25 protein-coding genes are annotated in these 25,906 nt (G+C 48.6%); 7 read left to right on the top strand and 18 right to left on the bottom strand.

Annotated features, from left to right (window positions below):
• Positions 1-21: 21 nt before the first annotated feature.
• Entirely contained in the window at positions 22-1,212 is a 1,191-nt protein-coding gene (locus GVI43_RS10035) for an efflux RND transporter periplasmic adaptor subunit (RefSeq protein WP_159566728.1), read from the top strand.
• Positions 1,213-1,216: 4 nt separating this feature from the next.
• Positions 1,217-3,187, top strand: a complete 1,971-nt coding sequence (locus GVI43_RS10030; RefSeq protein ID WP_159566727.1) for a MacB family efflux pump subunit — start codon at positions 1,217-1,219, stop codon at positions 3,185-3,187.
• A gap of 353 nt (positions 3,188-3,540) precedes the next feature.
• On the opposite strand, the gene cysM is transcribed toward GVI43_RS10030, so the two are convergent.
• From cysM to GVI43_RS09965, 13 genes are all read right to left on the bottom strand, one after another.
• Positions 3,541-4,422 carry a cysteine synthase CysM gene (cysM, locus tag GVI43_RS10025; RefSeq protein ID WP_159566726.1) on the bottom strand — a complete coding sequence of 294 codons (882 nt, stop codon included), beginning with the start codon at positions 4,420-4,422 and terminating at the stop codon, positions 3,541-3,543.
• A 49-nt stretch (positions 4,423-4,471) separates the two neighbouring features.
• Positions 4,472-5,566 (bottom strand): sulfate/thiosulfate ABC transporter ATP-binding protein CysA, encoded by a 1,095-nt coding sequence (gene cysA / locus GVI43_RS10020; protein ID WP_159566725.1) that lies wholly within the window; start codon positions 5,564-5,566, stop codon positions 4,472-4,474.
• Positions 5,556-6,431, bottom strand: a complete 876-nt coding sequence (gene cysW / locus GVI43_RS10015; protein ID WP_159566724.1) for a sulfate/thiosulfate ABC transporter permease CysW — start codon at positions 6,429-6,431, stop codon at positions 5,556-5,558. The genes cysA and cysW overlap by 11 nt, the downstream gene beginning before the upstream one ends.
• Positions 6,431-7,264 carry a sulfate/thiosulfate ABC transporter permease CysT gene (gene cysT / locus GVI43_RS10010; RefSeq protein WP_159566785.1) on the bottom strand — a complete coding sequence of 278 codons (834 nt, stop codon included), beginning with the start codon at positions 7,262-7,264 and terminating at the stop codon, positions 6,431-6,433. The genes cysW and cysT overlap by 1 nt, the downstream gene beginning before the upstream one ends.
• 2 nt (positions 7,265-7,266) lie before the next feature.
• Positions 7,267-8,274, bottom strand: a complete 1,008-nt coding sequence (gene cysP, locus GVI43_RS10005) for a thiosulfate ABC transporter substrate-binding protein CysP (protein ID WP_159566723.1) — start codon at positions 8,272-8,274, stop codon at positions 7,267-7,269.
• Between the two features lie 443 nt (positions 8,275-8,717).
• Positions 8,718-9,617, bottom strand: a complete 900-nt coding sequence (locus GVI43_RS10000) for a Dyp-type peroxidase (RefSeq protein ID WP_159566722.1) — start codon at positions 9,615-9,617, stop codon at positions 8,718-8,720.
• A gap of 426 nt (positions 9,618-10,043) precedes the next feature.
• Positions 10,044-10,607, bottom strand: coding sequence for a YagU family protein (locus GVI43_RS09995; RefSeq protein ID WP_159566721.1), 564 nt, complete (start codon positions 10,605-10,607; stop codon positions 10,044-10,046).
• A gap of 102 nt (positions 10,608-10,709) precedes the next feature.
• Positions 10,710-11,396: an L-ribulose-5-phosphate 4-epimerase gene (locus GVI43_RS09990; protein ID WP_159566784.1), complete on the bottom strand. Its 687-nt coding sequence runs from the start codon at positions 11,394-11,396 to the stop codon at positions 10,710-10,712.
• A 5-nt stretch (positions 11,397-11,401) separates the two neighbouring features.
• Positions 11,402-12,256, bottom strand: coding sequence for an L-ribulose-5-phosphate 3-epimerase (locus GVI43_RS09985; RefSeq protein ID WP_159566720.1), 855 nt, complete (start codon positions 12,254-12,256; stop codon positions 11,402-11,404).
• A 9-nt stretch (positions 12,257-12,265) separates the two neighbouring features.
• Positions 12,266-12,925 (bottom strand): 3-keto-L-gulonate-6-phosphate decarboxylase UlaD, encoded by a 660-nt coding sequence (locus GVI43_RS09980; RefSeq protein WP_159566719.1) that lies wholly within the window; start codon positions 12,923-12,925, stop codon positions 12,266-12,268.
• A 12-nt stretch (positions 12,926-12,937) separates the two neighbouring features.
• On the bottom strand, positions 12,938-13,414 hold the full coding sequence (gene ulaC, locus GVI43_RS09975; protein WP_159566718.1) for a PTS ascorbate transporter subunit IIA: 477 nt from the start codon (positions 13,412-13,414) through the stop codon (positions 12,938-12,940).
• Positions 13,415-13,422: 8 nt separating this feature from the next.
• Entirely contained in the window at positions 13,423-13,731 is a 309-nt protein-coding gene (ulaB, locus tag GVI43_RS09970) for a PTS ascorbate transporter subunit IIB (RefSeq protein ID WP_159566717.1), read from the bottom strand.
• A 24-nt stretch (positions 13,732-13,755) separates the two neighbouring features.
• Positions 13,756-15,156: a PTS ascorbate-specific subunit IIBC gene (locus tag GVI43_RS09965; RefSeq protein ID WP_159566716.1), complete on the bottom strand. Its 1,401-nt coding sequence runs from the start codon at positions 15,154-15,156 to the stop codon at positions 13,756-13,758.
• Between the two features lie 436 nt (positions 15,157-15,592).
• Between GVI43_RS09965 and ulaG the strand changes: the two genes are divergently transcribed.
• Positions 15,593-16,657, top strand: a complete 1,065-nt coding sequence (gene ulaG, locus GVI43_RS09960) for an L-ascorbate 6-phosphate lactonase (protein WP_159566715.1) — start codon at positions 15,593-15,595, stop codon at positions 16,655-16,657.
• 141 nt (positions 16,658-16,798) lie between these two features.
• A complete protein-coding gene (gene ulaR / locus GVI43_RS09955; protein ID WP_159566714.1) occupies positions 16,799-17,554 on the top strand; it encodes an HTH-type transcriptional regulator UlaR in 756 nt (251 codons plus the stop codon).
• A gap of 105 nt (positions 17,555-17,659) precedes the next feature.
• On the opposite strand, the gene GVI43_RS09950 is transcribed toward ulaR, so the two are convergent.
• A complete protein-coding gene (locus GVI43_RS09950; RefSeq protein WP_159566713.1) occupies positions 17,660-18,238 on the bottom strand; it encodes an RpoE-regulated lipoprotein in 579 nt (192 codons plus the stop codon).
• A gap of 50 nt (positions 18,239-18,288) precedes the next feature.
• Complete coding sequence (locus GVI43_RS09945) at positions 18,289-18,714, bottom strand: GNAT family acetyltransferase (RefSeq protein ID WP_159566783.1); 426 nt, start codon at positions 18,712-18,714, stop codon at positions 18,289-18,291.
• 191 nt (positions 18,715-18,905) lie between these two features.
• On the opposite strand from GVI43_RS09945, the gene GVI43_RS09940 reads away from it, so the two are divergent.
• Together GVI43_RS09940 and GVI43_RS09935 are read left to right on the top strand one after the other, a co-directional pair.
• Positions 18,906-19,754: a hypothetical protein gene (locus GVI43_RS09940; protein ID WP_159566712.1), complete on the top strand. Its 849-nt coding sequence runs from the start codon at positions 18,906-18,908 to the stop codon at positions 19,752-19,754.
• Between the two features lie 14 nt (positions 19,755-19,768).
• Positions 19,769-20,218, top strand: coding sequence for a YaiI/YqxD family protein (locus GVI43_RS09935; protein ID WP_159566711.1), 450 nt, complete (start codon positions 19,769-19,771; stop codon positions 20,216-20,218).
• 90 nt (positions 20,219-20,308) lie between these two features.
• Here GVI43_RS09935 and GVI43_RS09930 read toward each other — a convergent pair whose 3' ends face one another.
• Positions 20,309-22,927, bottom strand: coding sequence for a M66 family metalloprotease (locus GVI43_RS09930; RefSeq protein WP_170324324.1), 2,619 nt, complete (start codon positions 22,925-22,927; stop codon positions 20,309-20,311).
• Between the two features lie 214 nt (positions 22,928-23,141).
• Positions 23,142-23,729 carry a lytic polysaccharide monooxygenase gene (locus GVI43_RS09925; RefSeq protein WP_159566709.1) on the bottom strand — a complete coding sequence of 196 codons (588 nt, stop codon included), beginning with the start codon at positions 23,727-23,729 and terminating at the stop codon, positions 23,142-23,144.
• A 404-nt stretch (positions 23,730-24,133) separates the two neighbouring features.
• Between GVI43_RS09925 and GVI43_RS09920 the strand changes: the two genes are divergently transcribed.
• The gene (locus GVI43_RS09920; protein ID WP_159566708.1) at positions 24,134-25,087 is read left to right on the top strand and encodes a LysR family transcriptional regulator; all 954 of its coding nucleotides are present in this window, start codon (positions 24,134-24,136) and stop codon (positions 25,085-25,087) included.
• Between the two features lie 211 nt (positions 25,088-25,298).
• Here the strand turns inward: GVI43_RS09920 and napC are convergent, their stop codons facing one another.
• Positions 25,299-25,898 carry a cytochrome c-type protein NapC gene (napC, locus tag GVI43_RS09915; protein WP_159566707.1) on the bottom strand — a complete coding sequence of 200 codons (600 nt, stop codon included), beginning with the start codon at positions 25,896-25,898 and terminating at the stop codon, positions 25,299-25,301.
• Positions 25,899-25,906 lie beyond the last annotated feature (8 nt).

The following is a 25,906-nucleotide window of genomic DNA, read 5'->3' as shown; positions in this document are numbered from 1 at the left end:
TTTTAGAGGCTATTCCGGCTTATGCAAATATGTTCATCAAAACTACGTTATCTGCTAATTATCGTCAGTATCCTGATTATCGGGCTGCTGATTAAAACGGTCTTGTTCTCAGAAACGGCTAAACCTAACTACATTACTGCGCTGGCAACCAAAGCCGATATTGAACAAACCGTTCTGGCCGACGGCTCCATCAAAGCGTTAAAACAGGTTAACGTTGGTGCGCAAGTGTCGGGACAAATTAAGGTCCTACACGTTGAGCTAGGCGATAAGGTGGTTAAAGGTCAGGCGATTGCCGAAATCGATGACCTGACCCAGCAAAACGCCCTGAAAGATGCCGAAGCTGGCTTGAAAAGCATTCAGGCACAGCGCGCCTCTAAAAATGCAACGCTGAAAAATAACCAGCTGGCGTTTGAGCGTCAAAGCATCATTCTGGCCAAAGGAGTCGGCGTTCGGGCTGATTATGACAGTGCAAAAGCGGTACTAGATGCCACGAAAGCCGATATCGAAGCGCTGAATGCGCAAATTATTCAGGCTCAAATTGCGGTTGATACCGCCAAGTTAAATCTGGGATATACCCAAATCAACTCGCCGATTGATGGCGTAGTTGTGGCTATTCCTGTGGAAGAAGGCCAAACCGTTAACGCCGTTCAAAGCGCACCGACCATCATTAAGGTGGCTCAGTTGAATACCATGACGATTGAAGCCCAGATTTCTGAAGCCGACGTACCGAAAGTTAAAGTAGGTATGCCGGTCTACTTCACTATTTTAGGCGAACCGGGTAAACGCTACAGCGCGACATTAAAGGCTATCGAACCCGCGCCGGACTCCATTAACACCGACACCACCTCGTCAGCCAGTTCAGCCTCTACCACCACGGCGATTTACTATAATGGCCTGTTCGACGTTGATAACCCTGATGGAAAACTGCGCATTTCCATGACCGCTCAGGTGTATATCATTCTGGAGCAGGCAAAAAACGCCATTATTATTCCGGCAACGGCCATAAATCAAACCGACGGTCAGGGTAATGCAACCGTTCAGACGGTTGATGACGCGGGCAACGTGATGCAAAAAAGGGTAAAAACCGGCATAAACAACAACGTTGACGTTCAAATCATTTCGGGCCTTGAGGCCGGAGAAAAAATCATCATCAGTGAAACCAGCGGCGACGGTCAGAGTAAGCCAGTCCGCATGCCACGGATGAGGATGTAGCACCATGACTCAGCCGTTACTTCAGTTAGAGAATATTACCCGCCGGTTTTCCGCCGGGGAGCAGATAGTCACCGTATTGAAAGGCATTAACCTAACGATTAACGCTGGCGAGATGGTAGCCATTGTTGGAGCCTCCGGCTCTGGCAAATCAACCCTGATGAACATCCTTGGCTGCCTGGATAAGCCGAGTGAAGGAACTTACCGGATCGCGGGCCGAACGACCAATGAACTGAAGCCCGATGATTTAGCTGAACTTCGCCGTGAACATTTTGGCTTTATTTTCCAACGTTATCACCTGCTGGGCGACTTAACCGCCGCGGGCAACGTTGAAGTTCCCGCTATCTATGCGGGAACCGAGCGCCAAAAGCGCAAAGACCGGGCCGTTGCTTTACTGACCCGACTCGGGCTGGATGAACGCACCGGCTATCGCCCAAGCCAGCTATCGGGTGGTCAGCAACAGCGAGTCAGTATTGCCCGCGCCCTGATGAACGGCGGCCAAGTCATTCTGGCCGACGAACCGACGGGCGCACTCGATATGCATAGCGGTCAGGAAGTTTTAAAAATTCTAAAAGACCTGCACGAACAGGGCCATACCGTGGTGATCGTGACCCACGATATGCAAATTGCCGAACGTGCGCAACGCATCATTGAGCTCAGCGATGGCAATGTTATTGCCGATCGCCAAAGCCCCCCGGATCGGCAAACGGGCACCAAGGCTAAAAAGGAAGCCCCGAATTCGCCTCATAACACCAAAACCAATAATGGATTTTTCGCCCAGCGGGACCGTTTTGTCGATGCGTTCAAAATGGCGATGCTGGCGATGATTTCCCAACGGCTGCGTACCTTCTTAACCATGCTGGGCATTATCATTGGTATTGCCTCAGTGGTCTCGGTCGTTGCTCTAGGCGAAGGCTCTCGACAAAAGATTCTAGCGGATATCAGTTCGATGGGAACCAGCACGTTAGAGGTTTTTCCGGGGAATGATTTTGGCGATCGTAAAGCTTCAACCATACATACCCTAAGGGCTAACGATGCCGATGCGTTGCGCCAGCAAAGCTATGTGCATAGCGTGACGCCAAGCGTATCGGCCAGCACAAACTTCCGGGTAAATAGCCTGTCAGTGGTCGGAACGGTCAACGGCGTCGGTGAACAGTTTTTCGACGTTCGTGGCTATAAGCTGGCTCAAGGTATGTCATTTAACCTTAACGGCGTGAATTCGCTGGCGCAGGAAGCGGTGATTGATGAAAACACCAGAGATAAGCTATTTGGCAAGCAGAGTAATCCGGTGGGGGAAGTCATTTTGCTGGGTAATCTACCGGCCAGAATTATTGGCGTGGTAGAAAAGCAGCAAAGCGGGTTCGGCAGTAATGAAAGCCTTAACGTCTGGCTACCTTACACCACGGTGATGAACCGTATGCTGGGGCAATCGTATTTGAAAAGCATCACCGTTAGGGTCAGTGACAATATCGATCTGGACGTCGCCGAAGCGGGCGTGACTAAACTACTGACCCAGCGCCACGGCACGCAGGACTTTTTTATCCTCAATACCGACAGCATCCGACAGACGATTGAAAAAACCACGGCGACAATGACATTGCTGGTTTCAATGATCGCCGTTATATCACTGATTGTCGGCGGAATTGGCGTGATGAATATCATGTTGGTTTCAGTGACCGAGCGAACCCGAGAAATTGGTGTACGTATGGCGGTAGGTGCTCGCTCCAGCGATATTATGCAGCAATTCTTGATCGAAGCGGTTCTGGTTTGCCTGCTGGGCGGTACGCTAGGAGTCGGTTTAGCGCTAGCCATTGGTAGCGTGTTCGATCGGCTGGTCAGCAGCTTCTCGATGATTTACTCCGTCGCGTCAATCATCGCCGCCTTTGCCTGCTCAACGCTAATCGGCGTGATATTCGGCTTCTTCCCGGCCCGCCGAGCCGCAAGAATGGATCCGATACATGCGCTGGAGAGAGAGTAGCGCTAACTTTGGTCTTATTGTTCTTGACCTTTGCCGTTGACCTTCAACTCGAGCATGACAAATGTTGCCGAAGGAAGCTAAAAGGTAGCACGGTTCGCATGGATGCGGACCGAGGCACGGCTTCGTCTGGAACGAATCCGTGCCGATGCGTTAAACCTTTTAGCTGACTGAGGCTGCCGCTGCAAAGCAGCGGTCAACATTTGTAGCGAGACCGCGGAGATGCAAGAGGGGGTCGGCTACCCCCTCTGCTCGGCCGGTGTGCAGCAGCTTAGTCAAGCTCATCACTATTAACGGACGAAACATACGACGATCCTGACGCTATCGAAACCGATATGAAGACACCCCGTTCACCATTAATCAAACACCCCCGTCGACAAATACCGATCCCCCCTATCGCATATCACCGTAACAATAACCGCATTCCTATGCCGTGCCGCAACACGCAACGCACCGGCCACCGCGCCGCCGGAACTGACTCCACAAAATATACCTTCGCGCGTAGCCAGCAATTTCATGGTTTTTTCCGCTTCCGCCTGAGTAATATCCAATACGTTATCAACCAACTCAGGGCGAAAAATGCCCGGTAAATAGTCCGCAGACCAGCGGCGAATACCGGCAATACTACTGCCTTCGGCTGGCTGAAGGCCAATAACCTGAACCTGACTATTCTGTGATTTTAAATAACGACTCACGCCGGTAATGGTACCGGTGGTTCCCATGCTAGAAACAAAGTGGGTGACCTTTCCCGCTGTCTGCCGCCAAATTTCAGGACCGGTAGTTGAGAAATGGGCATACGGATTATCATCATTATTAAACTGATCGAGGATCTTCCCCTGCCCTTCATCCGCCATTTTCTGAGCCAGATCCCGGGCTCCTTCCATACCCAGCTCCCGGCTGACTAAAATCAGTTCTGCACCGTAAGCACGCATCGAAGCCTGACGCTCTTTACTCATATTTTCGGGCATTAGCAGCCGTAAAGAATATCCCTTCAAAGCCGCGATCATCGCCAGCGCAATGCCGGTATTGCCGCTGGTTGCTTCAATCAACCAGTCACCCGGTTGAATTTCGCCCCGTTGTTCAGCGCGCTGAATCATCGACAATGCCGCGCGATCTTTTACCGAACCGGCCGGGTTATTTCCTTCTAGCTTGACCCAAACTTCACTCTCAACGCCCTCAGTCAATCGCTGTAATCTGACTAGCGGAGTGTTACCGATAAAATCTTCTAATGTTGACACGTGACATTCCCGACGCTTGGTTTATTAATTTTTATTCCGATCTATGCGTTCATGCACTCTGTGCGTAAGGGAGAGACTGTAATAACAGTCGTTCCCCGGCATATAACCATGCGCGATCGCCACCGATAAAATAGCGTTCGCCCCGCTGCGGAGGAGCGCCATTCTCATGGCTAAAAGTAACGCTAACCGCCGCATCTTGCCAGCCCAAAGGTTGCAACGTTAGCTGCCAGTAATGCCCTTTCGGAATACTGTCGACCACCACAACGGGTAAAATACAGCGCGCGGTAGCCCGATCGCTAAGTTCAACCTCCCAAGGCCGTAGATAAAGTTCAACCGGCCCCTGATGAATCGGCACCGCATCCAGCGGCCAATGATGGGAACCAATGGTAATCTGGGAGCCTTTCACTTCCCCCTGAATCCGGTTCACTTCACCTAAAAACTCCAGCACAAAGCGGCTTTCAGGCTCGCGCATCACTTCATCCGGCGTGCCAACCTGTTCAATACGCCCCTGATTCATCACCACCACCCGATCGGCAATTTCCATCGCTTCTTCCTGATCGTGAGTAACAAATACGCTGGTAAACTTTAACTCTTCGTGTAGCTGGCGCAGCCAGCTTCTCAGCTCCTTGCGTACCTGAGCATCCAGCGCACCAAAGGGTTCATCCAATAATAGAATTTGCGGATCGACCGCCAACGCCCGGGCTAATGCAACCCGCTGACGCTGCCCGCCGGACAGCTGCGAAGGAAAACGGCTACCCAAATGGGCAAGCTGAACCATATCCAGCAAACGTTCGACCTTTTGCTTAATCGCTGCGGCATTCGGGCGCTCACGGCGAGGAAGTACCGTCAGACCAAAAGCAACGTTATCAAATACTGACATATGGCGAAACAAGGCATAGTGCTGGAAAACAAAGCCAACGTGGCGGTCTCTGGCGTGAAGCCGGCTGACATCTTTACCGTTAAAGCTCAACTGCCCGGCATTCTGATATTCCAGCCCGGCAATAATTCTGAGCAAGGTGGTTTTCCCTGACCCAGAAGGACCAAGCAGCGCCAGCATTTCGCCGGAAGATATATCCAGAAAGATATCCTGCAATACTCTGGTCTGGTCAAAGTATTTATTGATGCCTTTGATCTCAATGCTCATGGTTTATCTCCTGAATATGCCGTCTCTTCTGGCGGGCCAAACGCCATTGAAGCGTACTTTTTAAAAACAGCGTCACAATAGCCATTAGCGTCAGCAGCGCCGCAGCAGTAAAGGCGGCCGCCGTGTTGTAATCCTGATGCAATAGTTCAACCTGCAATGGCAAGGTATAGGTTTCGCCGCGAATTGAGCCAGACACTACCGATACCGCACCAAACTCACCGATTGCCCGGGCATTGGTCAGAACCACGCCGTATAGCAACGCCCAGCGAATGTTCGGTAACGTCACCCGGTAGAACATTTGCCAGCCGGAAGCGCCCAACAGTACTGCCGCTTCATCTTCTTGGCTGCCCTGACTCATCATCACCGGCACTAACTCACGCACAACGAACGGGCAAGTGACAAAAATGGTGACTAACGCCATTCCCTGCCATGAAAACATCAGCTGAATATTATGCGATTCCAGCCAGCCGCCAACCGGCCCGTTTGATCCATAAAGCAGCAGGTACAATAGCCCACCCACCACAGGCGAAACGGCAAAAGGAATATCAATCAGCGTCAGCAATAGCTGACGGCCTCGAAACTCGAACCGCGTCACCAGCCACGCCAACAGCGTACCGAATAGCAAATTGACCGGAACCGCAATCAAAGCGATCAGCACCGTTAGCCATACGGCGTGCAACATATCAGGGTCGCTCAGGCTCTTTATTACGCCGTCAAACCCGGCGGAAAAGGCGGTAGCAAAAATGGCTATCATCGGAATCACCAGCAGAACTACCGACAGCACAATACCCGTGCCAATCAGTACCCACTTGCCCCAGTTTATCTGACTCAGGCCAGCCTGCTGTTGATAGGTAAAATCAGTCATTAGTGGCCTCCGACGCGCTTGCCGTAACGACTTTGCAATACGTTAGCGATAAACAATAAAACTAAGGATGCGGCTAAAATGACGGAAGCAATCGCGCTGGCAGCGGCATAGTTAAACTCTTGCAGGCGAATAAAAATCATCAATGAGGTTACTTCTGTTTTCCATGCAATATTGCCCGCAATGAAAATCACTGCGCCAAATTCCCCCAGACTGCGGGTGAATGACAGTACCGTGCCGGTTAACAGCGCGGGCCCGATCTCAGGTAAAACCACCAACCGGAAACTCTGCCAGCGGCTGGCCCCGAGGGTTTCTGCTGCCTCTTCATATTCCGGCCCTAACTCTTCCAGCACCGGCTGAATGGTTCTGACGACAAAAGGAATGCTGGTAAATGCCATCGCCAGCGCGATACCCAACCATGTGAAAGACACTTTGATGTCAAACTGCGCCAGCCACGAGCCATACCAGCCGGTAGTTGAAAACAATCCGGCCAGCGTTAAGCCAGCAACGGCCGTCGGCAAGGCAAAAGGAAGGTCCATCAGGCCATCTAACAGGCTACGCCCGGGGAAACGATAGCGGGTGAGTATCCACGCCATCAGGGTACCAAAGAAGGCGTTAAATAGGCTGGCCACCGCCGCTGACAATAGCGTTACTTGATACGCGGCGATAACCTGAGGATGGGTCACTACCTGCCAATACTCCTGCCAGCGCATATGGCTAAGCTGCATAACCAATGCGCTCAACGGCAACAGTAAAATTAAACAGGTAAATAACAGGCTACTTCCCAAACTCAAGGAGAAGCCCGGCAATACGCGTTTCGCAGGCATTGACAGCAGCATCAGCTTTTATGCCCTGCCGCTAGCAGCTGATCGAGAATGCCATCGGTACTGAAATGTTCATTCATGACTTTTTCCCAACCGCCGAACTGGTCTTCAATGTTGAACAGTTTTACTTCCGGGAACTGGCCTTTTACCGCCGTCATAGCGGCTTTATCGTAAACCCGATAGCTGTAGCGGGTAAAAATTTGCTGAGCTTGTGGGGTGTAAAGGAAGTTGAGGTAAGCTTTGGCCACTTTTTCAGTGCCGTTACGCACTATGTTGCGATCCACCCACGCAACCGGAAACTCGGCCAGAATATCGACCGGCGGAACCACCACGTCATATTGGTATGCGCCATATTGCTTCTGAATATTATTCACTTCGGACTCAAAGCTAATCAGCACATCTCCCAGACCACGCTCAACGAACGAGGTCGTTGCACCACGCCCGCCAACGTCAAACACGGCGACGTTTTTCAAAAAACGCGTCATCCACTCGCGGGTCTTTTGGCGATCGCCGCCGTCCGCAATGTTGGTTGCGCCCCAGGCGGCCAGATAGGTATAGCGGCCATTACCCGATGTTTTAGGATTCGGGAACACTAACTTCACGTCGTCACGGACCAGATCGTTCCAGTCATGGATATTTTTTGGGTTTCCCTTGCGCACCAGAAACGCCATGGTCGAATAGTAAGGAGAGCTATTATTGGGCAAACGGGCTTGCCAGTCGGCAGGGATCAGGTTGCCCTTATCGTGCAAGATCTGAACGTCAGTCACCTGATTGTAAGTCACCACATCGGCCTTAAGCCCCTGTAAAATGGCTAAGGCCTGCTTTGATGAGCCAGCATGGGATTGCTTAACGCTGAGATCTTCACCTGACTGCTGCTTCCACTGTTTTTCAAACACCGGATTAATTTCAGCAAACAGCTCGCGGGAAATATCGTAAGAGCTATTCAGTAGCTCAGCCGCAGAGGCTGACCCGGTGGTCACCAGCGTTGCTAACGCCCAAACTTTTAGCCATTTCCTACTCATTTCACCCTCTCACTTATCGCTATATCACGCGGCATTTCGCGATGAAAACCGCGTAAAAAAGACTAATGCCTGTCAGTTAAAGACTATCAACATGCTTAAATGGTAATCATGTTGATTATCATCGGTCACTGCCCATCGTCACCCCGGCGAAAGCCGGGGTCCAATCTTTAAGCCAAGTGCTAATTTGTTAGCTAAAATCTGGGTCCCGGCTTTCACCGGGATGACGACAGGGTAAAAACCACATTACGTAATAAAGACCGGCTGGATAAGTCATAGTGTATGGCTAGATTTAACTTATATATAACGTTTTCATATACCGTTTGGGTCTGATTAAGAGCTAAAAAGAATATGTGGCACAGCGCAGGAAATAAAATAAATCGGGAGACGTTTAGGCGGGATAAATCATTCACCGGCAGGAAGCGATATCCTGCCGGTGCATTTTCTTACAGTGCCATCAGGCGAGGTAACGATGGAGCAAAATAGTAGCTGCCGGTCACTGGCTTACTAAAGCGCAATAGCTGATCGGTTTTACCATCCAACTCGCCAAACATGCTCAGCAACTGCTGTTCAATATTATGCAGGCGAGCGCAGTAGGCGATAAACATCAAACCATGCTCTCCGCTGGCAGTACCATAAGGCAGGCTTTGACGCAAAATTTTCAGCCCTTTCCCCTCTTCTTTCAGGTCGACGCGGCCTAAGTGCGAAGTTGGCTGGCGCTTATCAGAAGGCAGCTCTTCGTTATCAGCCTTGGTACGGCCCATGGCATTTTCTTGCGCTTTAACCGGCATACTGTTCCAGATATTCAGATTATGCACATAGCGCTGAACTAAAACGTAGCTACCGCCTGCATCTTCCCGATCGGCAGCAATCGCCGCGACGGCTTGGCTAGCATCACCCTGTGGGTTTTCAGTTCCGTCAATAAACCCGCTAAGGTCGCGGTCTTCGGTCCAGCGGAAAGCGTGAATTTCTTCGTCGACCACAATGGCATCACCAAACGCCTTTAGCGCTGCCTGAGCAAGGGTGAAGTTAACGTCATGGCGTTGGGAAAGAATATGAACCAGCATATCGCGCTGGGTTGCCGGTGCCAGCCCGTTGCCTAATGGTACAAAAGGTTTAAGCTCGCTAGCACCTTTACCGCCGGACAGTTGCTTCCAGAGATCTGAACCAAATGAAATAACCGCGCCTAATGCTGCTTCAGGATATTGTTGTTGTAAATCAGTCAGCGTAGCACAAAAGTCTTTACAGCCGGTACGAATACGTTCTAAATCACTGCCTACTTTAGCTTCAATAAAAATACCAAAACGACAGTGTTCCAGCAAAACACCGCTTTGAGATTGAACCATAAAAAACCTATCCTCACTTCAATGAAAGCGCCACCCGCACTCAGGCAGCACTGATGATTAGTCATATACAACTATCATAACGAAATCAGCGCGGGCTATCATGCGTTAACTCAAAACTGAGTGGATAAACAGGCTGTATTTGCCAATTGAATATCGTGGTTCTTTTTATTCATGTAGTAAAGCAGGCTGAGAATGCTGACAAAGTGGTTTAATTTTATTTCAGCGTAAGCTTCATCCGCGAATAGAACGTCGAAAGATTATCTTTTTCTCGCGGCCAAGGGGCGACGTTTTTGAGCATATCGGGCTGCGGGTAGTTTTAAGGCTAAATAGTTAACCGTTGGGTTTGTCATCAATAAGAGCCAGTAAAAGCTGGCTCTTATTGATTTCGCTATCTGTAAGAAAAAATAGCCAATCTATTTTCTAACCTCAGCGATGCCACGAATCTAATGGAACTTCCGCATCAGGTTGGTGAGTAATACGATTACGCAGATCGCGTCGAATCATTTCAATCACCCAGAACCAGAAAATATGCCCGACTATTTCAGAAACGTATTCATCGAAAGGCAGCGTAGATAACGCTGGCGATAAGCCAAGCAATGGAATCGTTATTCCGTGAACGACAATGGTCACAATAATACCCGCCATCACCCCCTGCCACATTTTCACTTTTGGAAAACGCTCGGCCACAATGCAGTAACCAATGGCGAATACCAGTGAGAATATAATGTGCGTAACCATCACCGGATTAATAATATGCTCTGAGAAGGTATACACCGTACTGGTCGGGTCTATACCAAGATAGTCTCTCAAGAAAATATACGGTGGATTAAACTCAGCGCGACCGTCGGAAATAGTCCTCGGTGGCAATGGTACTTCTGCGCCCCATTTAACAAAGGCAGACATAATACCGGCAATCACCCCGACAATCGCGGCAACGCCATAACGGCGGCGCGACGGTTCCGTTTGTAACAGAAAATTATTTAATATCACTATGATAGCTCCATAACGCTAGGTAATCATAAGTAGACTTATCGCTGAAAAGACATAGATATCGTCCATCAATAAGGTAACGTATCCGCTCAGGTCCGATCGCTACTTCTGCCCGTAATAAGCATTTGGCCCATGCTTGCGGCTAAAGTGCTTATCCATCAAATAGCCGTCAATTTGTCGCAGGTTTGGGTTAATGCCGTAGGCTATCCACGCCATTTTAGCGACCTCTTCCATAACAACCGCATTATGTACCGCATCGTCGGCATCTTTTCCCCATGCAAAGGGACCGTGCTGATACACTACAATTCCCGGAGCATGTAGCGGATTGATGTCGCCTAACGTTTCAATGATTACCCTGCCAGTGTTAAGTTCATATTCATCCGCAACCTCTTTTTCACTGAGCGCTCGAGTACAGGGAATATCGCCAAGGAAATAATCAGCATGGGTTGTGCCCAATGCCTGAATTGGCCTACCAGCCTGCGCCCACGAGGTCGCATAGGTAGAATGGGTGTGAACGATACCGCCAATATTTGGATAATGGTGATACAGCGCCAAATGCGTTGGGGTATCAGAAGACGGCCGGTAATCGCCCTCAACCACTTTGCCATGTAGGTTGACGACGACCATATCTTCGACTTTCATGATTTCATAAGGTACGCCGCTCGGTTTAATCACCACCAGACCGCGCTCACGGTCAATCGCACTGACGTTACCCCAAGTAAACGTCACTAAACCATGGCTAGGTAGCGCCATGTTGGCGGCAAAAACCTGCTGCTTTAGTTGTTCCAGCATCGTTATACCTCTATTGCTAAACCCGCGTTGTGCATCCGCTGTTTTACCCAATCCCGAGCGATGGTAACCTCTTTAATCGGATCGACTGCGGTTTCACTCCACATTTCAATCAGATAAGGCCCTTGATATCCACTGTGGTGTAAAGTGGCAAAACAGCGTTCAAAATCAACTATGCCATCGCCAAAAGGCACGTTTTTAAACACGCCCGGTTTGGTGTCTTTAACGTGAACGGCAACAATATGACCCGCTCCGGAAGCCAGCTCCATCTGAACGTCGTTATCCCAGGCTGACAGGTTGCCAATATCAGGATAAAGCTGAAACCACGGGTTATTCAGATAATGGGCATACCCCAGCGCTTTGCTGATTGAGTTCATTAACGGATAGTCCATAATTTCCATCGCCAGCGTAACCTGTGCACGGCTGGCCATTTCAACCGACTCTTTCAGACCATCACGAAAGCGCTCACGGGTATTATCGTTGGCCTGCTGGTAGTAAACGTCATAACCGGCCAGTTGGATCACCCTGATTCCCACATCCTGCGCCAGCCGGATGGCTTTACGCATAACCTCCAGCCCCCGATCGCGAGTTTCATCATCTTCGGCTCCTAGAGGAAAGCGACGATGAGCGCTCAGACACATTGAAGGCACCCTGACTCCGGTTTTAGCAATCGCCGATACCAGAGCCATTCGCTGTTCACTGCTCCAATCAAGGCGGGCTAACCGGCTATCACTTTCATCCAGTGACATTTCAACAAAGTCGAACCCCAGCTCGGCTGCCAAGGTTAATTTAGCCAACCAGTCATCGCCCTGAGGTAATGCTTTTTCATAAATACCCAGCGGAACGGCTTTTTGCAACATACAGGCTCCCTAACCCCAAAGCTGGGCAATAGAGCGTTTGAATTCTCTGGCCGCGGCAACCGGACTTGCGGCATCACGAATGCTGCGCCCGGCAATAAATACGTGGATAGGAATTCCTTTAAACAGAGGAAGATCTTCCAGCGCTAAACCGCCGGTAACGGTAACTTTGAATCCCATATCGGACAGCCGTTCAATCGCCGTAATATCGGCATCACCCCACGCCACGCCTGCTGCCTGCGCGTCACGGCTCCGGTGATAAACGACCTGCTGAATTCCGGCCACTCGCCATTCTTCGGCCTGCTCCCACGTCCAGAATCCGGTTAGCTCAATTTGTAAATCGCCGCCAAACTCTTTGGCCACTTCAAGCGCACCTTTGGCCGTATTGATATCGGCACAGCAAATCACAGTGACCCAGTCGGCATTCGCTTCAAAGCACATGCGCGACAGAATTTTACCGGCGTCGGCAATTTTGACATCGGCGAGAACAATCTTATGAGGATAGAGTGCCTTCAGGTCGCGCACGGCCCGAACCCCTTCACCAACGCAGAGAATGGTCCCGACTTCAATGATGTCTACCTCTTCGGCGATCAGTCGGGTTGTGGCATAGGCATCCGAAAGCGTCTGATTATCCAAAGCCACCTGTAACATAGGTAATGAACGAGTTGTCATGTATCAGTTTCCTTAATTGCTATTTGCTGCCGCGGCAGTGGTTTCATCAATTAAATCGAGAACCTGCTGAGGCGTGCGGCAGGCCCGTAGGCGATCAAAGTTGGCTTCATCTTCAAACAGGTTGACGACTTGCATAATGCCGACTTCGTTATGGGTGTTAGCGTCAACGGCGGCCAGCGTGATCAGAATGTCTACCGGGTCGTTGTCATCATGATTAAATACCAGCGGCTTTTTAAGCGTCACTAAGGCAAAACCGTTTTTCTTTACCCCCTCTTCCGGCCTGCCGTGAGGCATAGCCAAACCCGGCGCAATCACAAAATAGGGGCCGAAACGCTCAACGCCGTCCAAAATGGCCTGATAGTAGCGAGGCTCAACAACGTCGGCGTCAATTAGCAAATCAACGCCAATTTTTACCGCTGACTGCCAGTCATCGGCTTCAGCCTGTAGTCGAATTGAATTATTCTGAACCAGAGAGTCTCTCAGTTTCATGCTGGCTCCTATGGCTTAACGTCTTTGGCAAAATGCATGTTAATCACGTCCATCAGCTTTGGACCGAAGTCCGCAGGCGACAGCATGTTTCGAACGCCAATAACGTATTTATTACCGCTGACGGTGATCTCTTCCGCCACGTGAGTAGAAGCAACAATAATGTCGGCACCGCTAAGCTCTGCTTTATATTCACCTACAGCACAGCTGTTAACCGTGTGATCTACCTTTTGCTCAGTCAGAAACTGGTCGACTTTCATTTTCATGATCATTGAACTGCCCTGCCCGCAACCGCATACCGCCAGAATTCGTACTGTCATAATGAAATCTCCAATAGGTGAATATTAATTAGTAATGGATTCAGTTAATTGTTTTTGTTCTAAGTCCTCTTCTGCCCGCAGTGAACGACCGGCAAAAAACATGTACATCAGGGCAATAACCAGCACGACGCCCATAAACCACAGGCCAAAGGTTAATCCTTGCATAAGCGGAGGGGCCAGAATCGACCAGTCGGCCATTCCCATCCACGCGCTGAGCCCGGTCAGCTTAACCGCCCATACGCAGCCAAAAATCTCTATCATTCCCATAACCAGACAGATTTTTAACGCCGCACGCCACCCGCCAAAGTGATTAGCAAACACACCGATGGTGGCATTAGAGAAGAACATTGGAATAAAGCCGGGAATAATCATGATGGAGGAGCCAATAGCCAGCAAAATGCCAACGGCGATAAGCTGACCGATAGTACCCCACATAAAGCCCCAAACGACGGCATTCGGAGCAAAGCTATAGATAGCCGCGCAGTCGATAGCCAGTACGGCTCCGGGGATCAGACGCTGGGAAATACCGTTAAACGCTTCGGTTAATTCGGCCACAAACATACGCACGCCCTGTACGATAATGAAGATAGCAACCGAGAACATCAGGCCAGTTTGTAGAATATAGATAGTCCAGTGGGTTTTACCGGCCATCTTCTGCAGCGTATCGAGGCCAAAAGAGCAAAGAATAATGCCGAAAAACAGCGTCATCACAATGGCAGTAGAGACAATGTTATCGTGGAAAATATTCAGCCAGCCCGGTAGCTTCAGATTTTCAACGCTGTCTTCTTTCTTACCCAGATACGGCGCGATCTTACAGGCAAGCCATGAGGCAAACTGCTGCTGGTGGCCGATAGAAAAACCACAGCCGTCGGTCACTTCCTGAGTTGGCTTATACATCATGTTGGACGTGATTCCCCAGTAGAGCGAAACCACAATCGCAGTACAAATCACCGTCGTCCACATGTCGTAGCCTAAAATGAAGAAGAACACCGCAATCAGGCCCGCCTGCTGGAACATAATGTGGCCGGTAAGCATGATGGTACGAATGCCGGTGATTCTGCGCAGCAGGACATACGTAATATTAAGCGCGAGCGCGAGCAGCACCGCATAGCCAACCCAGCTGTAGGCATCCCCCATTCTTTCGACGGTTGCCATCATTGCGGCGTAAGTATCTGAAATAGCACCGTTGATGCCATAAACCTCTGAAAGCTTGGCCACCACGGGTTTAAACGTGCTGGTCAGAATGCCAGAACCGGCCTGAAGCAGCATAAAACCGATAATCGTTTTAATTGTTCCTTTGATAATGACCGTTGCGCTTTTACGCAATAACAAATAGCCGAGCATAGTGACAATACCCAGCAACAACGGGGCATTAGTCATAACCTGATTAAAGAAAATAGTGAAAACGTTGTAGAGGGTTTCCATAAAACTCCCCGTTTGATTTTTTATCTATCCAGTGAAGTTAGGCGCACCTATTTGGTAACTTGCCGGGTACGTCAGTTATAAAACAAAATCACCATACCAATCACATTGAATCATTAAAAGATTAAATATGACTATTTGTGATATTGCTCCCAAGTTATCCGCAAGCCCCCGATTTGAATTAGCGACGCATGAAATATATTCATTATTTATCATGATATTATATTCAAATTAAAATAGAATCAATCAATGTGGCATAGTCATTACTGCGATTTACCCCGCAAAAACTAAAAATAAAAATCACCATTGAACATAAAAACCATCGATGATAGAGTCACCAAGTCACCATTAAAAATCACAATAAATCTTTAAATGATTAATTATGACTAAATTAGCATCATGCGAATTGATTCAATAGCAAATTAAAGAGGGTTTAATCATGAGTAAAGTTAATACCATCACACGGGATTCATGGATCTTAAGTACCTTCCCTGAGTGGGGATCTTGGTTAAATGAAGAGATAGATCGGGAACAGGTTGCTCCTGGTACTTTTGCTATGTGGTGGTTGGGCTGTACGGGGATCTGGCTGAAATCAGAGGGTGGTGCCAACGTCTGCGTCGATTTCTGGTGTGGTACCGGCAAGCAAAGTCACGGAAATCCATTGATGAAAGATGGCCATCAGATGCAAAGAATGGCTGGAGTAAAAAAACTACAGCCTAATTTACGCACCACGCCGTTTGTTCTCGACCCGTTTGCCATCAGAAACATCGACGCAGTACTGGCTACTCACGACCATAACGACCATATTGATGTCAACGTTGCCGCGGCCGTGATGCAAAACTGCGATTCCTTGGTTCCTTTTATCGGGCCGCAAACCTGTGTCGATATCTGGATAAGCTGGGGCGTTCCGGCCGAACGCTGTCGCGTAGTTAAACCGGGCGATGTGATTCGGGTGAAAGATATTGAAATCCATGCGCTAGACGCCTTTGATCGTACCGCACTGATTACGCTGCCAGCCGATCAAAAAGCGCAGGGTGTTTTGCCCGACGGTATGGATTTACGCGCGGTGAACTACCTGTTTAAAACGCCGGGTGGTAGCCTCTATCACAGCGGTGATTCTCACTATTCCAACTATTATGCCAAGCACGGAAACGATCATAAGATAGACGTTGCTCTGGGTTCTTACGGTGAAAATCCACGCGGCGTTACCGATAAAATGACCAGTGCCGATATGCTGCGTATGGCTGAATCATTGAATACTCAGGTCGTCATTCCTTTCCATCACGATATCTGGTCTAACTTTCAGGCCGATCCGCAAGAAATTCGTATGCTGTGGAACATGAAAAAGGACCGGCTGAAGTACAGCTTTAAGCCTTATATCTGGCAGGTCGGCGGTAAGTTTATCTGGCCTCAGGATAAAGATAGCTTTGAGTATCACTATCCACGCGGCTTTGACGATTGCTTTACCACTGAGCCAGACCTTCCGTTTAAATCATTTTTATAGTCCATTCGGCTCCGACGGGTGGTGCCCCCACCCGTCAAGCGATCCTACAATGCGTTTTAATTTGTTATGGATGATTCAAATTGCCATGCCGCTCGCATATAATCATCATATAATCATATTCACGCACAGACCGGAGCCCACATGACCGAATCTCAACGCCATAATGCCATTCTTGAGTTGGTACAGCGCAAAGGGCAAATCTCTATCGCCAATGTCATTGACACCTTTAATATCTCACCGGCCACGGCCCGTCGGGATATTAATAAGCTCAATAGCATGAATAAGCTACGCAAAGTACGCAATGGCGCAGAGGTGATTCAGTCACAGCGACCGGCCTGGACGCCATTAAATATCCATCAGACTCAGAACCTGAATGAAAAAATGCGCATCGCCAAGGCAGCAGCTGAGCTGTGTCAGCCGGGTGAAAGTGTGGTGATTAACTGCGGTTCTACCGCATTTTTGTTAGGCAAAGAGATTGTTGGTCGAGATGTTCAGGTGATCACCAACTATCTTCCTCTGGCTAATTATCTGATTGAGCAGGAACACGACAGCGTCGTGATTATGGGCGGGCAGTATAATAAGAGTCAGTCGATTACCCTATCGCCTCAGGACAGCGACTCCAGCCTGTATGCCGGGCACTGGATGTTTACCAGCGGTAAAGGGCTAACCGTAGACGGGCTGTATAAAACGGATATGCTGACCGCAATGGCCGAGCAAAAAATGTTGAAATACGTTGGTAAGCTGGTGGTTCTGGTCGACAGCAGTAAGATTGGTCAACGGGCGGGAATGCTGTTTAGCCGAACTGAACAAATTAATATGATTATTACCGGTAAAGCTGCCGATCCGGCCATTATTGAACAGCTGCGTCAACAGGGCGTTGAAATACTGCTGGTTTAACGACAGTGGCGTTGGATGTAAAAACAGCCGTCAGGGCAATCGACTATGTTTGATCTGACGGCGTTAGTCGGCGTTAGTAGAACTTAGGTCGAATAAATCGATAGGCTATTTGGCATTCCAAATCATTTTACTGATAGTCCAGGTTCTCAACTTATCATCCGGCGGCATGATGCTGGATGACCCCATCCACTCACCGCTAAAAATATAAGTGATGCGCTGACTTTCGGGTGATTTACAGGCAACGCTACCGGCACTATCACCGATACCGACTTCACAAACGTTGAACGCTTTTTCATACAGTTCACTAAATTTGGTACCCAGCTTGGTTCCTACCGCCGTTTTAACGCCGTTATCCATCACTTCAATACGTTTAACTTTGCCCTGCTCATTGGCGTAGAAAGCCAGCTTAACGTTAGTCCCGTCCATCGCTTCAAAAAAAGTGACGGTTTGACCGGCCGATATACCCATGCCTTTACGCAGGCGATAATCACCGTCTAACGTTTTATTCAGTGATCCTTCATCCAGCGGAGTAGCTGAAGAGATATCACCCAATCCGCTATCGCTGAGCGTCGGGCTACTGCTAAACCAGTTAAGCGGAGACAGGCTGGAAAAAGAGAAATTGCTCACCGTTGAACAACCGGTAAGCAAGAAAGGAACCAATAATAAAACAACGCGAATATTCATCTATTATCCTATCGGGTCAGTGAGCAAGCAGGCAATAAGCCTGTCGGCTACTAGTATTCTTGATCTTCAATCAACCGCTTAGCGATACAAACCGTATCCTGAATTTCATAGCCAAGCTTTTCATACATCCCAATAACGGCATCGTTGTCATCATGGACCATCAGCTGCAATTTAGGACATCCGCGGGCAATCAATTTCTTTTCTAGACGGCTGATGAGCGCATTAGCAATGCCTCTGCCACGGTAGTCAGGATGTACGCCCAGATAATACGCCGAGCCACGGTGCCCATCATATCCACCCATAATCGTACCAACTACCTCACCTCCGACCTCAGCAACCAGAAACAGTTCAGGATCGTTGTTCTGCTTACGCTCAATATCCGTTTCAGGATCGTTCCACGGACGCAATAAATCGCAACGCTCCCATAGCGTTATTACGTCTTCAAAATCATCTTGTTTAAATACGCGGATTTCCATCATCATTCACCGTTATCACCTTCTAATAGTTGACGATTATGGTAAGTTTAGTGTTAAGTGCAAGGATATTCGATCTGGCTATGGGCGCGCTGTGCTAGTGCTTCTAGGCGTTTTATAAACTACCCCATTAGAAATCAAATGGTTAAATAAATTTCACCGGTTTGATTTTGTTCATACAAGGAAGCGTATTCATGGAAATAATCCAACATATTGATCGGACGGATTCAGCGGTCAGCAGTCCATTTTCAGCGGAAGTAAAAAACACGTTTAAACTCATTTCATCCGCACTATTCGCTATTGTGGCTTTTTCCGGTAACGCTTTCAGTTCAGCCAATGCATCACCAATAGAACAATCATTTAAGAAAGAAATGCCTTATGCCGATGTGCGCCAGTCCTTACTGAAGGCCGATTGGCTACCGCTCAGGGATCCGCAATGCTGGGATAATGTCGGAGGAACAGCAGACGTGTGTAACCAATTACCCGAAGTGGAAAGCTGTAGCGGCGACGGGCACTGCGTGATGCATTTTGCCAATAAGAATCAGCAGTTAGAAATCAGAATCAGTACCTATGGCCCTTATAAAAGCTGGAATATCGAGAAAGAGAAAGCAAGCCTGACCGTTAAATTTTGGGAGATATTACCCATTAAACAGCCGGTAGCGCAGAGCTGCCCGTCGCCTGATTTTGATAGTTTTATTCAACGTTTCGCTTCCGATAAGCACCTGCAGCAAGGCTTTACCGATACGTTAGTCAAAGTCGCGCAATTAGAATCGGACGATAACGGCGATCGTACTCAATTCGCTTATACTCTGGCGACAAATTACGATGGGTTTAATATCCGTTACCAAAACGGTGTTTTTCACTTTGTCGATTACAACGGTAGGGTCGATCCGGACGATTTGAAGCCTGAGATAGTTACCGTCGGCCAGCATGCCCGGCTAATTAGCTACCAATACGGCATGTCTGAAGGCAATTCTTACCTGTTTGAAGAAAAAAACGGTTGCTGGTATCTCACTGAAGAGCCTGAATCACCGGCGCCATGAAGGATAAATAAATTATGCAAATCTGGGTCGATGCAGACGCCTGCCCTAACGTAATAAAAGAAGTGCTATTTCGGGCAGCCGAACGGGTTAATGTCATGGTTACGTTAGTAGCAAACCAATACATTAAAGCGCCGCCGTCACCGTATATCCGCAGCCTACAGGTTCCGGCGGGGTTTGACGTTGCCGACAACGAAATAGTCCGCCGGGTTGAACCCGGTGACTTAGTGATCACCGCCGATATTCCCCTCGCGGCCGAAGTGCTGGAAAAAGGCGGAGACGCGATTAATCCCAGAGGTGAACGTTACTCTCCGGCAACCATTCGTGAACGCCTGACGATGCGCGACTTTATGGACACCATGCGATCCAGCGGCGTACAAACCGGCGGCCCAAGCACCATGACCCAGCGCGATCGCCAACAGTTTGCTAATGAACTGGATAAGTGGCTGTTGAAGTTTAAGAAATAGCGTTTTTGATACGTTAAAAGCCAAGAGCAAATTTCAACGCGCTAAAGAGGACGGCTATCTGCCCTCTTTAGCGAAACTCAGATAAATCCTTTATTCACCGTTAAGGGTGTAAGTCAGGGCTGCTTCTGCGGGCTCGATATTTTGCCGCAGCACCATATCGCCATTGTGGACAAGGGCTACCGTACGCGGGAGTTCAGATTCTGCAATGTTAATGTGGAATTTGTTCATCACGTTACTCTGAATACGACTATTATTCAGCTTGAAACGCTGAATCTCATTGTCAGACTCCACCCACAGCTGGTAGTCAGCCTCGGTCAACGTACCGCTATCGTCGGCATACAGAAAACCATAGCCTCCGTGCAAGGCCGGGTATAAATAGCTTTGAAGCTCACCCAGTGGGTCATAATAGCCGACCAGTGTCGTTACCGGTACACCAAATGCTTTCGGATAGCGTTCAACGCTCATATCGATAAGCTGTCTACGTTCGATCCACAGATCGCCATCAGAGATGTAGTACTTCTTCATACCCTGCGATATCTGAATGCTCAGGCCATTAACATAGAGCTGTGTATTATAAGTAGCATTGTGGTCAATCGTGATGACTCGCCGATCGTTGGCCTGTGATGCTGGCGGAATATGAATAGACGGGGCCCAGTCGCCGTCCCACATTACCATATTCAGTACCTGATACTTAGCCAGTAGGCTAATCAACGTGGATTCGCTCAAATCGTTGTTAGGCGCCTTGTACCGGGTCATGCTCATATCCAACAATATGCACTCATTCCAGCTTAAACCGTTTGAGATGTAGCTGGTATTAAAGCCACGGGATACCAGAATAGTCTGACCATTGATATAGAGCTGACTGTTGAGCGTAGCTTCATGATCTATTGTGATAATACATTGATCGTTAACCGATGACGCAGGCGGAACATAGATAGATGGTGCCCAGTTTCCGTCCTGCATGGCCACTTTCACCATTTGATTTTTATCAAACATAGCTGAGATGGCCTCTTCACTCAGATTGCCGTTAGAAACAACGGTTGGTACGGTCGCGTCTACGCGATGGTCATAAGGTTCCATTTGCTGGGTATCAGGCTCCCATTTACGAAAACCCGTTTTTGAATCGGCCGCAAAAACGGCTTTGCTTTCCATAAATTTCTGAATGATTGCCGCCGTATAAGGCGTATGCAGCGTAAAGCGGATAAGCTGAGACATCGGCTCACCGCCGGCCATGGGATCAAAGCCAAAAGTATGACCATAAAACGGTGGTTGGCATGTTCCTTGGTAACACGTTTCTTTATCGCTAATCATCGGCCAGAAATTGGGAATGAACTTACCGCGGCTCATATCCCATCCCCACGTTGAGTTAATCTCGTTGGCCGCACGGTGCACCGAGCCGTTAAAACCATTAGGATAATGCCCCAACCCGTAGTTGTGCCCCACCTCATGGCTAAACTCGTTGCCAATTGAACTGTCGAGGGTCACGATCCCCCCGCCGCCCGAACCGCCGTGCACCACAATCCCATTGGAATATTTTCCACAGCTGTTGTGGGCCGTAAGCTGGGCGACAGTATAGGGGCTCCATTCGCCTTCGCCCGCCGAGCAATTAATACCGTAGTTGGCATGGTTGATACCCAGTGAAATCAGCTCCTTGCCAATTCGCTGCCTCATTGTCCCAGAGTGCCAGTCTCCTACGCTCGGATCAAAATCTGTGAGTAACGTACCGTTGGGTAGCATCACCTCGGGTAGATAGAGCGATTGATAATTGCTTACGACCATCCGTGTGGTTGGAATTGTCTGGAAATACTCCTCGTGAGCATGGGGATCTTTTGCAAAGGCATAAGCGCCCCGCGGTGGCGTGAGCATACCAATGTCGATGGTGTTGATGAGCAGTTCAGTGCTGGCCCCAACCCGCAGGTTGTTCAATTGCCCGCTCAGGCTATCGCTGTCAAAACGCAGACTAATGCCAGGCTTGACCCACTGTGCCGGAATTTCAACGCTCCAGATATTGTCGGCATAAATAAGCCCTTGGTTTCCCAGTTCGGCATCACAAAACCATTGCCCTGAGACAAACTTAAACTGATAGGTCAATCCCCGCGATATCGATATCCCCCGGTTACTATATAAAATAGTCGAGGCGTATACTGCTGTGGATTGGACGCGTACTATCTTTCCTTCCACGGTCGAACTGCTCGGCAGGTAAATGTCGTCAACCCAGCAGCCGTCTGCAGTTTGAATATCAACCACCGCGTTTTGCTGCAGCTTTTCTAGCAGGAAGGTCCCCTGCGGATCGCTCAGCTTATTGACGCCACTATTATTATTGATGGTATAGGTCGGCCCCGGCTGGGGGGTGAAATCCACCCCGCTATCCGGTATGCCATCGATGTAATAGGCCGTTTTAGGCAATAGGTCGGGGCTATTTAGCAACCGTGAACCAAGCGGCACACCATCTCGGTTTAATACCGTGACATGCAAGGTATTAACCGCGTTCAGCGGTTTTACCATAAGCAAAATTTTTCTTCCGGCGGCGAGGTAAGGCTGGCTATCACCTGGCTTAGGTATTGCAGGGAATATTTGGCTTTGGGCAAATTTAATACTGGCGGCCAGTGTCCCCTGTAAATCGTTGGAATTTTCGTTGGTATTGAAAACTAATTTTTCAGTAGTCGGTACAACAGCACCGTTCAATGCGATTTTTTTTGGTATATGCATAATAAAACCCTCTCTAAGGATGCTGGCTTGTTCCATGAATTGAAGTAAAAGCGCAGACATGCAAAGAATCGTTTTGAGATAGCGTAACCGGTCAGCAACCATCTTTATTCAGTACAAGGGGGGAGGATTAACCATGGCAATAGCGTTCAAAGATGCCGCTCATAAAGTTGAGGTGACTATCTCATTAAGCCCGGCGTTAGCCGGGCCTTTATGGTTAGTTACTCAGATTGACGTCAATCGCTTGGTAAAAGGCATTGGCGGTATCGGCAATATCCCACACGGCAAGGATCACGTGTGAACCCTTGCGGTCTTTAGGTATGGTGCATTTGTGAACGACCTCCATCGGAGGGATTGCACCACCATCGTTGATCTGGCAAAACGGCGTCAGGTCAAAAGCGGCACGGCTCAGCGGCTGTGAAGCATCCCACCCAGTTTTGGTAATAAAATAACGCCAGCTGGTGGTGCTGTGTTGCGCAGTCAGGTACCAGACAAAGGTATTATCACCCGTATTCATATTAACCTTGTGCCAACGGGTTGGTGTTTGCTCATCTAGTTGAAAATACGCAGCTTTATTGCCACTGGCAATATGGCCGTCCGGTGGGCCGCTTTCCGGAAATCCTTTCGGCCCTTCAATGCTTTGTGGTTCATATTGTACACTGCCGCATCCGACGTTAATGCCTTGATTACACTGGTAGGCGCGGCTGCTCGGGGATTTTACATAACCATGAGCGCTGACCTGTGCGGCAAATATGGCTGCCCCCAAAAGAGCTATAGTCGTAACATATCTTGATATCATTTTCATAATAACTCCCGATATAAAACGGTAAGAGGTAATTAGATATTATTTCAGGCCACAAGATGTTGTGGCAATTACACACTCTTTTTATGTGCCTATATATTTTTTATCACTTTTACCGGGGGCTAAAACGGAATATTTCACGACCTATTAACGAAAAATATTATCGTGAATTGTTTCAATTTTAAGATTGAATTTTTTATATCTCAGTGGATTAATACCGTGCAGTTATGATGAATTTTATTTAAAGACTTGATGAATACTCTCCCGAATAGTGCTTGGCTATATGGGGTATATTTCTTTGAGTTAGGCGTATTTTTACTCCATTTGCGCTATTTGCGCTATTTCGAGTTGCCATGCTGAGGGATTTAGTGTGCATCTTTCTTGTTTTATGTAAAAGAGGCATATATATGACTAGCTTGTCCCTAGATGCAATTAAAATAATCAGCACGATCAAAACTACCGGCTCTTTCTCTAGGGCAGCAGAAGTACTCTACAAGACTCCTTCAGCGATCTCTTACCGCGTATCAAATATTGAAAACAAACTATCCGTAAAACTGTTCCACCGTAATGGTCCAATGATTACCCTGACGGATGAAGGCGAATTCCTGCTGCAGGAAGGCATTTGGATATTAAATGCAATGCAGGATCTGGAAAGTCGAGTACGTAATATCCCCAAGCTGGACAATAATATTCGTCTTGCTGTGGATGCCTTCTTCCCATGGGAAGACCTTGTTCAGGATATTCGTGACTATATTGGCTACAGTCAGGATTCCAGTATCTCAATACAGCGCGAAGCGTTAAACGGCACTTGGGAGGCATTAAAATACAATCGCGCTGATTTGATTATTGCCATTGGCCAGATCCCAGACAGCGTTCAGGCCAAAACGGTAATGCTCGGTAAGATAAATTTTGCCCTGTGCGTATCACCATCGCATCCGTTTGCGGCGCAAAAAAAGCCGGTCAGCAGAAACCAGCGGCTAAATGACATCGTGGTAGCAATAGAAGACAGCAGCCGTGAGCTGCCTAAGCGCAATATTGGCCCCATGTCATGCCAGCGGCAGATCATGGCATGCAACATCGAGAACCAGCTTGAGCTGCTTAAGCGCGGCATTGGTCATGCTTTTCTACCGCCAGCGCTGATTGAAAAGGAGCTGGCGCATGGCGCATTGGTAGAGATCGATGTAGAGGTAGAAATAGAAAAAGGCGATGAAATCATCTGGCTGGCTTGGCATCCGGCCAGCAAAGGGGCCAATTTCAACTGGTGGCTCGAACGGCTAAAGGGCAAAAGCGATGCATTTAGCATGATGGGGAACATACTAGTGCGTGACGGCTGCTACCCCTGGTATAACGCCACTCGTTAACCAAGAAATCGCTTAACAAAATCACGCTACTGGCCAGCCCGCTAACGAGACAGATAACTCAGCGTTAACGCTTAATAAATAGCCCCCACTTCGTTTTTCAGCGGGATAACCAACGTTAAAACGCATTAAATACGGTAAGTACCAGCCAGAAATAAAAAAGCCCACAAGTCATCAACTCGCGGGCTTTTAGTAACAAACTTATTCAACAGAATCAGAACCCGTTAGGAATTCCCGTCATATCAGGAAGCTTATGCGCAATCCCTTTATGGCAGTCAATACAGGTTTTGCCTTTATCAATAGCAAAACTGTGCATCTTCGTGGCGACCGTCTTCTGCTCAGTGAAGTCCATATAGTTAAAGCTGTGGCAGTTACGGCACTCTTGCGAGTCATTGCCTTTCATTCTCGCCCACTCATTCTTGGCCATATCTAAACGATGTGCCTCAAATTTTTGTTGGGTATCGATAACGCCAAACGCTTTACCATATAACTCTTTGCTGGCCTGAATTTTACGTACCATCTTAGGAATAAACTCTTGCGGCACGTGGCAATCAGAACAGATAGCGCGAACGCCGGTTCGGTTGCTGTAGTGCACGGTTTCCATATATTCCTGATAGACGTTATCGCGCATTTCATGGCAGCTGATACAGAATTTCTCGCTGTTCATCGCGTGCATGCTGGTATTAAAACCAGTCACGAAAACGATGCCGGCAACAAAGCCCAGAATCAATAACGTGCCAATAGCCAAGCGGCTTGGGGTACGAAACCAAGTCCAAATACGACGGATTAAACCCGGTTTTTTATCTTTACTCATTTCATCCC

Source organism: Budvicia diplopodorum, assembly GCF_009800925.1.
GTDB lineage: Bacteria > Pseudomonadota > Gammaproteobacteria > Enterobacterales > Enterobacteriaceae > Budvicia > Budvicia diplopodorum.
The sequence above is the reverse complement of the archived record's forward strand: the minus strand, read 5'-3'. Positions and strand labels throughout refer to the sequence as shown.

What these genes read in the sequence shown, in the direction of transcription:
- GVI43_RS10035 (WP_159566728.1), top strand. Translation starts at nt 22, where the DNA reads ATGCAAATATGTTCATCAAAACTACGTTATCTGCTAATTATCGTCAGT.
- GVI43_RS10030 (WP_159566727.1), top strand. Translation starts at nt 1,217, where the DNA reads ATGACTCAGCCGTTACTTCAGTTAGAGAATATTACCCGCCGGTTTTCC.
- cysA (WP_159566725.1), bottom strand. Translation starts at nt 5,566, where the DNA reads ATGAGCATTGAGATCAAAGGCATCAATAAATACTTTGACCAGACCAGA.
- cysW (WP_159566724.1), bottom strand. Translation starts at nt 6,431, where the DNA reads ATGACTGATTTTACCTATCAACAGCAGGCTGGCCTGAGTCAGATAAAC.
- cysP (WP_159566723.1), bottom strand. Translation starts at nt 8,274, where the DNA reads ATGAGTAGGAAATGGCTAAAAGTTTGGGCGTTAGCAACGCTGGTGACC.
- GVI43_RS10000 (WP_159566722.1), bottom strand. Translation starts at nt 9,617, where the DNA reads ATGGTTCAATCTCAAAGCGGTGTTTTGCTGGAACACTGTCGTTTTGGT.
- GVI43_RS09985 (WP_159566720.1), bottom strand. Translation starts at nt 12,256, where the DNA reads ATGTTGCAAAAAGCCGTTCCGCTGGGTATTTATGAAAAAGCATTACCT.
- GVI43_RS09980 (WP_159566719.1), bottom strand. Translation starts at nt 12,925, where the DNA reads ATGACAACTCGTTCATTACCTATGTTACAGGTGGCTTTGGATAATCAG.
- ulaC (WP_159566718.1), bottom strand. Translation starts at nt 13,414, where the DNA reads ATGAAACTGAGAGACTCTCTGGTTCAGAATAATTCAATTCGACTACAG.
- ulaB (WP_159566717.1), bottom strand. Translation starts at nt 13,731, where the DNA reads ATGACAGTACGAATTCTGGCGGTATGCGGTTGCGGGCAGGGCAGTTCA.
- GVI43_RS09965 (WP_159566716.1), bottom strand. Translation starts at nt 15,156, where the DNA reads ATGGAAACCCTCTACAACGTTTTCACTATTTTCTTTAATCAGGTTATG.
- ulaG (WP_159566715.1), top strand. Translation starts at nt 15,593, where the DNA reads ATGAGTAAAGTTAATACCATCACACGGGATTCATGGATCTTAAGTACC.
- ulaR (WP_159566714.1), top strand. Translation starts at nt 16,799, where the DNA reads ATGACCGAATCTCAACGCCATAATGCCATTCTTGAGTTGGTACAGCGC.
- GVI43_RS09950 (WP_159566713.1), bottom strand. Translation starts at nt 18,238, where the DNA reads ATGAATATTCGCGTTGTTTTATTATTGGTTCCTTTCTTGCTTACCGGT.
- GVI43_RS09945 (WP_159566783.1), bottom strand. Translation starts at nt 18,714, where the DNA reads ATGGAAATCCGCGTATTTAAACAAGATGATTTTGAAGACGTAATAACG.
- GVI43_RS09940 (WP_159566712.1), top strand. Translation starts at nt 18,906, where the DNA reads ATGGAAATAATCCAACATATTGATCGGACGGATTCAGCGGTCAGCAGT.
- GVI43_RS09935 (WP_159566711.1), top strand. Translation starts at nt 19,769, where the DNA reads ATGCAAATCTGGGTCGATGCAGACGCCTGCCCTAACGTAATAAAAGAA.
- GVI43_RS09930 (WP_170324324.1), bottom strand. Translation starts at nt 22,927, where the DNA reads ATGCATATACCAAAAAAAATCGCATTGAACGGTGCTGTTGTACCGACT.
- GVI43_RS09925 (WP_159566709.1), bottom strand. Translation starts at nt 23,729, where the DNA reads ATGAAAATGATATCAAGATATGTTACGACTATAGCTCTTTTGGGGGCA.
- GVI43_RS09920 (WP_159566708.1), top strand. Translation starts at nt 24,134, where the DNA reads ATGACTAGCTTGTCCCTAGATGCAATTAAAATAATCAGCACGATCAAA.
- napC (WP_159566707.1), bottom strand. Translation starts at nt 25,898, where the DNA reads ATGAGTAAAGATAAAAAACCGGGTTTAATCCGTCGTATTTGGACTTGG.